Below are 9891 nucleotides of genomic sequence, written 5' to 3'. Positions count from 1 at the left end.
CCGCGACCAGCCGGCAGGACGCCGCCGCCCAGCCGGCCGGCGGCTGGCAGGCGCATGAGCGCGTCTCGCTGCAACAGGCCTTCGCCGCCTTCACGACCGATGCGGCGTTCGCCGGGTTCGCCGAGGACGAGCTGGGGCGGCTGGGCGAAGGGCTCCATGCCGATTTCCTGATCCTCGATCGCGATATCTTCGACGCGACACCCGAGGACATCCGCGCAACGCAGGTCATGGAAACATGGATCGGCGGCGAGCGGACCTGGGTGCGCGGCGCGGCCGACGCACCGCCGATGGACGCGCCGGTCGGGCCGATGATCAGCGAGGACGACGAGGTCGGGCGGTGAGGGCAAAGGACGCGATCCGTTCGGGCCGAGCCTGTCGAAGCCCTGCTCTTCACTTTTCAGGAGTTGTCGGAAGTAAGGACAGCCCTTCGACAAGCTCAGGGCGAACGGTGGATTTTTTGAGTCAGGCGCTCAGTTCGGTCAGCATCCCGACCGTCAGGATCTGCGGCAGGATCTCCGGCTCGCCGTCGGGCCCGTAAAACAGATAGAGCGGCACGCCCGAGCGGCCATGGCTCTCGAGGAACCGGCCGATGACCGGGTCGCCGCTCGTCCAGTCGCCGACCAGCACCGCGATATCCTGCGCCTCGAAATGATCGACAACCGCCTGGCGGCTCATCGCCCCGGCCTCGTTCGCCTTGCAGGTGATGCACCAGTCCGCGGTGAAATAGACGAACACCGAACGGCCCTCGGCGCGCAGTTCGGACAGGCGCGCCTCGCTGAAGGTCTCCGCACTCAATGCGCCGCCCGCGCTCGCATCCGACTGCGCGGAAGACGCGGTCGGCACCACCGCCAGCGCGGCCAGCGTCACGATCAACGCCGGGACGATCGGCAGCCAGGCGCGCTTGCCGGCGACCTGACGGCTGCCCGCCCACCACAGCATCAGCGCGATGCCGAGCGCCGCGGCGATGCCCAGCGTCATCCCGTTCACCCCGGTCTGACGGCCCAGCACCCAGCCAAGCGCCAGCGCGGTCAGAAACATCGGCACGGACATCAGGTGACGGAACCGCACCATCCACGGCCCGGGCCTGGGCAGTCTGGCCCGCAGCGCCGGCACATAGGCGAGGACCAGGAACGGCAGCGCCAGCCCAAGGCCCAGCCCGGCAAAGATCGCCAGCGCGACGATCGTCGGCACGACCAGCGCCGCGCCCAGCGCCGCCGCCATGAACGGGCCGGTGCATGGCGTCGCGACGAAGGCGGCCAATGCGCCGGTGAAGAAGGACCCCGCCGCGCCGTCCCTGTCGGCGAAGCGGCCGCCGCCCGACACGCCCGGCACTTCGAACAGGCCGGCGAGGTTCAACGCAATCGCGGTGACCAGCAGCAACAGGAACAGGATCATCCGCGGATCCTGCAGCTGGAACGCCCAGCCCGCCGCCGCGCCGCCCGCGCGGAGCGCCAATAGCGCCGCCCCGAGACCGAGACACACGACGATCACGCCGCCGGTATAGGCCAGCGCGTCGCGCCGGGCCGCGAGTTCCTCGCCGCCCGTTTTCGCCAGGCTCAGCGCCTTGAGGCTCAGGATCGGGAATACGCAGGGCATGATGTTGAGCAGCAGCCCGCCCAGGATGGCGCCGCCCAGCGCGAACAGGACCGTGCCGATATCGGCGCTCATCATGTCCGAACCGGCGGGTTCGCCCGAGATCGGCGTGCCTGCGGCCGGCACGTCGCCGGGCACCGCGGCGAGCGTCAGCCCGTCATGTTCGCCGATCCTGATCAGCCCCTCGATCCGCTCGGCGGCGCCCGCATCGCGCTCGGCCGGGACTTCGACGACGAGCATGTCGCCGTTGCGCGAGATGCGCTGCTCGGCGCTGTAATCGAGCACCCGGTCCGTCCGCGAGAAGAAATAGGGGGCCGACACCGACGCGGTTTCGGGAAAGGGAATGCCCAGCCGCAGCGTGTCTCCGGCGACCTCGAACACCGCCTCGCTGCCCAGCGGGCGCGGCAGGCGCGCCCGATAGCCGTCGAATATCTCGGCATCGGATATCGCGCCCGACCCGGCGACGAGGTCAATCCCGAGCGAACCGCCCTCTGGCACGCAGATCTCGTCGGTGCAGGCGAGCCACTGGCCCTGGGCGCGGATCGGCAGCGCGGTTCCGGGCGCGACGCTCTCGTCGAGCGACACCTCGGCGAGCAGCGCATATTCGCCATAATAGATGTAGTTCATGATGCCGGCGATCGAGAGCCGCTCGGGCACCGGATAGCGCAGCTCGCCGATCGAGACGCCTGCGGGCAGATCCCATTCGAAGCGGTCGGGAAGGCCCGCTTCGCCGGGGTTCAGCCAATAGCCGTGCCAGCCCTGGTCGGGCCGCATCCGGATCGCGATGGTGAAGCTCTGGCCGGGCGCCGGCGCCTGCGTTTCCGCGAGCAGGGCGGTCTGGATCGCATTCTCGCGCGGCGCCTGGGCCGGCGCGACGGCGGGCAGCAAACAGACAAGGGCCGCGAGCGCCGCGATAACGGTCTTCAAAAAGGAAAATCGCACCTGTTTGCTCCTTCGCGAGCGCGCTATAGCAGCGCCACCCGCGCCGTGCACCATCAAGAGGATATCCGATGAAATTCGCCCGCATCGCCGCTCTGGTTACAGCCCTGTCCCTGCCTTTCGCGGCGTTCGCCCAGGATGAGCAGAGCGCGGACACCGCCGAGTCGACCCCGCCGCGGCTCGTGGTCGCGATCGCCGTCGACCAGCTCAGCGCCGACATCTTCGCCCAGCACCGCCAGAATTTCACCGGCGGCTTCGCCCGGTTGCTGCGGGGTGCGGTTTTCCCCTCCGGCTATCAGGCGCATGCGGCGACCGAGACCTGCCCCGGCCATGCGACGATCCTGACCGGCGCGCATCCCGGACGGACGGGCGTCATCGCCAATCGCTGGTTCGACATGGGCGTCGCGCGCGAGGATGTCCGCGTCTACTGCTCGGAAGATCCGGGCGTCGAAGGCTCCTCGTCCAGCGACTATACGGTTTCAGCCGGGAATCTCCTGGTGCCGACCCTGGGCGACCTGATCCAGCGGGTGGACGCGGCGAGCCAGGTCGTCTCGGTGGCCGGCAAGGACCGCTCGGCCGTGATGCTGGGCGGGGCCAATGCCGATCACATGTTCTGGCCGGGCGATGCCGGTTTCACGACGTTCGACGGGCGCGACGTCCCCGAGGCCGTGGCCTGGATCAACCAGGCGGCGGGCAGGGCCATGGCCTCGTCCCGCGTGCCGCTTCCGGTGCCCGCGCAATGCGCGGCCTATAACCGGGCCATCCCGGTCGGCGAAGGCGCCACGGTCGGGACGCATGCCTTTTCGCGCGGCCCGGCGGCCAGCGGCCGTGCCATCCTCGCCTCGCCGGAAGGCGATTTGCTGACGCTGAATCTCGCCGCCGATCTGGTGTCCGAGCTCGGGCTCGGCCAGGGCGGGACGACGGACCTGCTCGCTATCGGCCTCGCCTCGACCGACTATATCGGCCATGCCTATGGCACGCACGGCGTCGAGATGTGCGTCCAGCTGATGGCGCTCGATGCGATGCTCGGCGATTTCTTCGCCCGGCTCGACGCGCGCGGCATCGACTATGTCGCGATGCTGACCGCCGACCATGGCGGGCTCGACCTGCCCGAACGCCAGATCGGACAGGCCGCGCCGCGCGCCGCGCGCCTGCTCCCCGGCTTCGAGACGCTGGACGCCCGACTGGCGGAGGAGACCGGGCTCGAAGCCCCGATCCTGCGCGCCGACGGGCCGTTCGGCGATTTCTATGTCGATCGCTCGGTGTCCGAGGATCGCCGCGCCGAGGTGATCGACCGGGCCATCGCGCTGATCTCGGCGCACCCGCAGGTCTATCGCGTCTACGGCCGGGACGAGATCATGGCGCAGCCGGTCACCGACGCGCCGCCCGAGCACTGGACGGTGCTCGACCGGGTCCGGGCCAATTTCCATCCCGACCGGTCGGGCGACTTCATCGTCGTGCTCCAGCCGCGCGTCACGCCGATCCCCCAGGCGATGCCCGGCGCCTATGTGGCGACCCATGGCAGCGTCTGGGACTATGACCGCCGCGTGCCGATCCTCTTCTGGTGGCCCGGCGCCGACCATGTCGAGCAGCCATTGGGCGTGATGACCGTCGATATCCTGCCGACGCTCGCCTCGCTGATCGGCCTCGATATCTCGGATATCGAGATCGACGGGCGCTGCCTCGACCTGATGCCGGACGTCGCGGCCAGCAATTGTCCGTGAGACAAGGCGCGACCCGAAATCCCGCTAAGTTTACATAGTTTACACACAGCGCCTCTTCCGGGCGCCTCGTCTTTTCCGCCATCGACCGGGTTGGCATCGACCAGCGTCCGGCGATTCCGCCAGACAATCTCCAACATTGCAAGCGGTTGGTTTATGCCAAGCGGCGCGTTCGGCGGCGACGGGCGAGCAGAACGGCCGGCGCGATAACGATCCCCGCGAGCAGCGCCAGCACCCACCAGTAACGGCGCAGCACCGGCCCCCGGCTATGCGCCATCAGCGTCTCGAGCGGATCGTAGCCGGCGGGCATGTCGAGCACGCCATTCTCTTCGGCCCAGGCCGCATAGCCGGCCTGCATCGCTTCGAAGAGTTCGGGCTGGGCCTCCGACAGATCGGTCGTCTCGCCGGGATCGGCCTCCAGATCGTATAGCCGCCACACATTGTCGCCGAGCGGCGGGCCGTTGCGGACGATCTTGTAGCGGCCGCGATAGAAGGCCATGCGCCCGGCGGTTTCGATCCCGAAACTGTCCCCGGGACCGTAGATATCGGTTTCCTCGCCGGACAGTGCCGGGATCAGGCTGCGCCCGGTCATTCCCCCGGCATCCGCCCCGGCCAGGACGGCGATCGTCGCCGGGATATCGCTGATCAGGCCGAGCTGGCGCGCGATGCCGCCTTCGGAGATACCGGGCCCCGAAACGATCAGCGGAACGCGCGTGCCGCCTTCATTGGCGTAGAATTTGAACAGGCTGCCGGGAGAAGCGTTGGCGCTCGCCCATTCCGGGCCGATGAAGCCGAAGCTGCCGCGCTCGCCCAGCGTGTCGATATCGGTCGAATAGCCGACCGCCCACATCCAGCTGCTCATCAGCAGATTGCCCTCTGCCGAATTGCCTTCCGGGCCGTTGTCGGACGTTACGATGAAGACCGTGTTCTCATATTCGCCGATCGCCCGCAGATGCGCGACCAGCCGGCCGAGATGATGGTCCATCGCTTCGAGCATCCCGGCGTTGACCGCCATCGCGCGGGCATACCAGGCCCGTTCCTCGGCCGTCAGATCCTCCCATCGGCGCAGATCGGGATGGATCGCGCCGAGCGGCGCGTCGGCCGGGATCAGCCCGGCCGCGATGGCGGCGGCGTGGCGCCGTTCGCGCTGGATCTGCCAGCCGCGGTCATAGACGTCGCGATAGCGCATCGTGAATTCGCGCGGCGCCTGTACCGGGATGTGGATCGCCTGGAATGCGACATAGGCGAAGAAGGGATCGTCGGCGCCCGTCCCGCCGATGAAATCGATCATCCGGTCGACGAGAAATGCGGACGAGTAGAAATCCTCGGGCAGTTCGTGGACCGGCTCGCCGTCGGCGAACCACTCGGCCCGGTCGTAATAGGGCAGATAGGGCCGATGCTCCCAATTGTCCGCGCCGGTCGCGTCGACGATGAAGGTCCGGTCGAACCCGCGCGCGCTCGGCAGCGTTTCGGGCGTATGCCCGAGATGCCATTTGCCGGTCATATAGGTGCGATAGCCGGCGCGCCTCAGGCGCGTCGCGATGGTCGGCAGTCCCTCGGCCAGCATGCCGCGATAGGCCGGCGATCCGCGATGCGCGTCCGGCGTGGTTTCGGGCAGGTTGCCCAGCCCGGCGCGGTGGCTGCCGACCCCGGTCATCAGCATCGCGCGCGAGGGCGCGCACATCGGGGTCGCGTGAAAGTTGGAGAAGATCGTCCCGCGCCGCGCCAGCGCGTCGATATGCGGGGTGCTGATTTCGCTGCCATAGGCGCCGAGATCGGTGAAGGCGACATCGTCGGCGACGATCAGGACGATATTGGGACGAGCGGTGCCCTGGGCGAATGCCGCCGCCGAAACGCACAGCGCCGCGATTGTCACCATCAGGCGAAAAAGACCCCGAACCCCCATGAACCGGGTCTCGGCGATGGGCCCGGTCTTGTCAATTTAAGCGGCCGTCAGCGCGAATCGAGAACCGAAATGCCCGCGCCCAGCTCATTCTGTCCGATGCGCAGCGCCTCGCCGCTCCAGTCGCCGACGAACCAGGTATTGCGGCGGACCCCGGGCGCCAGCGACGCCTGGTTGTCGGCGATCACGAGGCCCGCGCTCGGATTGCCGCCGCCCTCGGCCGCCACGGCGATGAAGGCGCTCCAGTTTTCCTTGTTCTCGCCCTGGACGAAGATGTTGTTCGTGATCGCGCCGACCGCGCCCGCGGGCAGGTCGATCATGTAGTTTGTGTCGCGGCCCTGGGTGTCGTCGAAGCTGGAATCGGAGATGCGGACCTGGGGCGCGCGGCTCTTCACATAATGGCCGCCGGTGCCGCGCTCGAAGCGCGAGCGGGTGACCTCGAGCGCGCCATATTCGCCGATATAGATGCTGTGGGCGCAGCTGAGACCCCGGTCGCAGCGGCCGAGCCCCGAAAATGTCGAACGGTCGATGCGGATGGTCGCGCCGCGATCCCGGGCCGAAAGAATGCCCTGCTCGCTGTCGCGGAACAGCGAGTTGTGGACCTCCAGATCGCCTTCCTCGATCCGGATTCCGGCGCCGTTGGCGTCGGGCACCGACAGGTTCTGGAAGATCAGCCCGTCGACGCGTGCCGACCGGCCGCGCAGGACGAGCGCCGCCTTCTGTTCGCAGGCGACGCCGTCGAAGATGACGGTGCCCGGCTCCACGGCGCGGTAGGTGATCGCGCCGGCTTCCTGCACCGCGCATTGGCGATAGGTGCCGGGCGCGATCGCGATCGTGCCCCGCCCGTTGCCGATGGCGGCAACGGCCCGGTCGAGCCGGTCGAAGCCCTGTCCGGTTTCCTCCACGGTGAACGGCGCGGCGGCGCGCTGGGCGGCAAGCGGCGCGCAGGTGGCGACGAGGACGGCGATGACGACGACAGGCGAAACGCGCATGGGGACACTCCGGATCAGGAGCCCATGCGATGCGCGCGGCGCGGTTAAGAAAGTCCGAAAATTTCTGGTTAAGATCGGCTTTTCGGCCCGTTAACGCTCTTTTCAGGCCGTTCAGGCCTCGAGATTCGGCCGCAGCCAGCGGGTCGCGGTGTCGAGATCGACCGCGCGGCGGCCCGCATAATCCTCGAGCTGGTCCCGGCCGACCTTCGCGACGCCGAAATATTGCGACTGGGGATGGGCGAAGTAGAAGCCCGAAACGGCCGCGGTCGGCCACATCGCAAAGCTCTCGGTGAGTTCGATCCCGGCCGGGCCGTTATGCCCCGATCCGCCGCCGAGCAGTTCGAACAGCAGTGGCTTGAGGCTGTGGTCCGGGCAGGCCGGATAGCCGGGCGCCGGGCGGATGCCCGTATATTGTTCGCGGATCAGCTCGGCGTTGGTCAGTTCCTCGTCCGCCGCATAGCCCCACAGCTCCCTGCGGACATGGGCGTGCATGCGCTCGGCAAAGGCTTCGGCGAGGCGATCGGCCAGCGCTTTCAGCAGGATGTCGGAATAGTCGTCGGTCTCCGCCTTGAAGCGGTCGATATGCGCGTCGATGCCATGGCCGGCGCACACCGCGAAGCCGCCGATCCAGTCGCCCGCCGGATCGATGAAATCGGCAAGGCACATATTGGCGCGGCCGGACCGCTTGAACACCTGCTGGCGGAGCATCGGGAGGCGATGCTCGCGGCCGCCGTCGATCACGACGATATCGTCGCCCTGGCGCCGGCATTCCCACAGGCCCGCGACCGCGCGGGGCTTGAGCCAGCCCTCGGCGACGATCGTATCGAGCATCTTCTGCCCGTCCGCGAACAGGTCTCGCGCGCTCTCTCCCACGACATCGTCGTCGAGGATCGCCGGATAGGTGCCGGCAAGCTCCCAGGCGCGGAAGAAGGGCGTCCAGTCGATATAGTCGCGCAGATCGTCGAGCGGCCAGTCGTCGAAGACGTGGAGGCCCGGCTTGGCGGGCGCCGGGGCCTTCAGCGCGAGATCGGCGTCGAACGCATTGGCGCGCGCATCCTCAAGCGACACAAGCTTGCTCGCGCCCCTGCCCTCGCGCGCCGTGCGGATCTCGTCATAATCGTTGGCGACCTGTTCGACGAAGGGCGCGCGCTGGGTCTGGGAAACCAGGGTCGAGGCGACGCCGACCGCGCGGCTCGCATCGAGCACATGAATGGTCGGCCCCGCATAGGCGGGTTCGATCCTGAGCGCGGTATGCACCTTGCTCGTCGTAGCGCCCCCGATCAGCAGCGGCAGCCGCATCTCGGCACGCTGCATCTCCTCGGCCACGGTCACCATCTCGTCGAGCGAGGGGGTGATGAGCCCGGACAGGCCGATCATGTCGGCCTTGTTCTCATTGGCCGCCTCGAGGATATCGCTCCACGGCACCATCACGCCGAGATCGACGACCTCGAAGCCGTTGCACTGGAGGACGACGCCGACGATGTTCTTGCCGATATCGTGCACGTCGCCCTTCACGGTCGCCATGATGATCGTGCCCTTGCCCTTCGCCTTTTCGTCCTTCTCGGCCTCGATGAAGGGCAGGAGATGGGCGACGGCCTTCTTCATCACGCGCGCCGACTTGACGACCTGGGGCAGGAACATCTTGCCCGAACCGAAAAGATCGCCGACGACGTTCATGCCGTCCATCAGCGGCCCTTCGATGACCTCGATCGGCTTGCCGCCGCGGGCGAAAATCTCCTGCCGCGCTTCCTCGGTATCGTCGACGACATGGGCGTCGATCCCCTTGACCAGCGCATATTCGAGCCGCTTGACCACTTCCCAGCTCCGCCATTCCTCGGCCTCCTTATCGGCCCTGGCGTCGGTGCCGCGATATTTCTCGGCCAGCGCGATCAGGTTTTCGGTGGCATCGTCGCGCCGGTCGAAGATCACATCCTCACAGGCTTCGCGCAGTTCGGGATCGATCTGGTCGTAGACGTCGAGCTGACCCGCATTCACGATACCCATATCCATGCCGGCGGGTATCGCGTGGTAGAGGAACACGCTGTGCATCGCGCGGCGCACGGGTTCGTTGCCGCGAAAGCTGAATGAGAGGTTGGACAGCCCGCCCGAGATATGGACGCCGGGGCAGGTGTCGCGGATTTCGCGCGCCGCCTCGATGAAGTCCAGGCCGTAACGGCGATGCTCGTCGATCCCGGTCGCGACCGCGAACACATTGGGATCGAAGATGATGTCCTCGGGCGGAAAGCCGTTTTCGGTGAGGAGCTTGTACGCCCGCTGGCAGATTTCGACCTTGCGCTGCTTCGTGTCCGCCTGTCCCGTCTCGTCGAACGCCATGACGACGACGGCCGCGCCATAGGCCCGGCACTTGGCGGCATGGGCGAGGAATTCCTCTTCGCCTTCCTTCATCGAGATCGAGTTCACGATCGGCTTGCCCGACACGCATTTGAGGCCCGCCTCGATCACCGACCATTTCGAGCTGTCGATCATGATCGGCACGCGCGCGATATCGGGCTCGGCGGCGATCAGCTTGAGGAAGGTCGTCATCGCCCTTTCGGCGTCGAGCAGGCCTTCGTCCATGTTGATGTCGATGATCTGGGCGCCATTCTCGACCTGCTGGCGCGCGACCTCGACCGCCGCCTCGTAATCGTCGGCGAGGATCAGCTTCTTGAACCGGGCGGAACCGGTGACGTTCGTGCGTTCGCCGATATTGACGAAGGTGGCTGAGCTGTCGGTCATGATTGCC

General features: G+C 67.5%; 6 protein-coding genes. 2 read left to right on the top strand and 4 right to left on the bottom strand.

Annotation, left to right across the window (positions count from 1 at the left end; all coding sequences use genetic code 11):
- Positions 1-341 (top strand): amidohydrolase family protein (locus ACTS1X_RS12775; RefSeq protein ID WP_442614785.1); only part of this gene is annotated, 341 nt, incomplete at its 5' end.
- Between the two features lie 121 nt (positions 342-462).
- Here the strand turns inward: ACTS1X_RS12775 and ACTS1X_RS12770 are convergent.
- Entirely contained in the window at positions 463-2589 is a 2127-nt protein-coding gene (locus tag ACTS1X_RS12770) for a protein-disulfide reductase DsbD family protein (RefSeq protein WP_442614784.1), read from the bottom strand.
- A 14-nt stretch (positions 2590-2603) separates the two neighbouring features.
- Here ACTS1X_RS12770 and ACTS1X_RS12765 point away from each other — a divergent pair, with 14 nt between their 5' ends.
- The gene (locus ACTS1X_RS12765; RefSeq protein WP_442614783.1) at positions 2604-4256 is read left to right on the top strand and encodes an alkaline phosphatase family protein; all 1653 of its coding nucleotides are present in this window, start codon (positions 2604-2606) and stop codon (positions 4254-4256) included.
- Between the two features lie 151 nt (positions 4257-4407).
- Here the strand turns inward: ACTS1X_RS12765 and ACTS1X_RS12760 are convergent, their stop codons facing one another.
- From ACTS1X_RS12760 to metH, 3 genes are all read right to left on the bottom strand, one after another.
- A complete protein-coding gene (locus ACTS1X_RS12760; RefSeq protein WP_442614782.1) occupies positions 4408-6132 on the bottom strand; it encodes an arylsulfatase in 1725 nt (574 codons plus the stop codon).
- A 74-nt stretch (positions 6133-6206) separates the two neighbouring features.
- Complete coding sequence (locus tag ACTS1X_RS12755; RefSeq protein WP_442614781.1) at positions 6207-7148, bottom strand: right-handed parallel beta-helix repeat-containing protein; 942 nt, start codon at positions 7146-7148, stop codon at positions 6207-6209.
- 111 nt (positions 7149-7259) lie between these two features.
- A complete protein-coding gene (gene metH / locus ACTS1X_RS12750) occupies positions 7260-9884 on the bottom strand; it encodes a methionine synthase (RefSeq protein ID WP_442614780.1) in 2625 nt (874 codons plus the stop codon).
- Between the last annotated feature and the right edge of the window lie 7 nt (positions 9885-9891).

This window comes from Parasphingopyxis sp. (genome assembly GCF_052168275.1).
Classification (GTDB): Bacteria; Pseudomonadota; Alphaproteobacteria; order Sphingomonadales; family Sphingomonadaceae; genus Parasphingopyxis.
Note: the sequence above shows the minus strand (reverse complement) of the source record. Positions and strands in the feature narration are given on the sequence as shown.

Bases quoted from the DNA above. Each gene is read 5' to 3' on its own strand.
- ACTS1X_RS12755 (WP_442614781.1), bottom strand. From the start codon at position 7,148: ATGCGCGTTTCGCCTGTCGTCGTCATCGCCGTCCTCGTCGCCACCTGC.
- metH (WP_442614780.1), bottom strand. From the start codon at position 9,884: ATGACCGACAGCTCAGCCACCTTCGTCAATATCGGCGAACGCACGAAC.
- ACTS1X_RS12765 (WP_442614783.1), top strand. From the start codon at position 2,604: ATGAAATTCGCCCGCATCGCCGCTCTGGTTACAGCCCTGTCCCTGCCT.
- ACTS1X_RS12770 (WP_442614784.1), bottom strand. From the start codon at position 2,589: ATGGTGCACGGCGCGGGTGGCGCTGCTATAGCGCGCTCGCGAAGGAGC.
- ACTS1X_RS12760 (WP_442614782.1), bottom strand. From the start codon at position 6,132: ATGGTGACAATCGCGGCGCTGTGCGTTTCGGCGGCGGCATTCGCCCAG.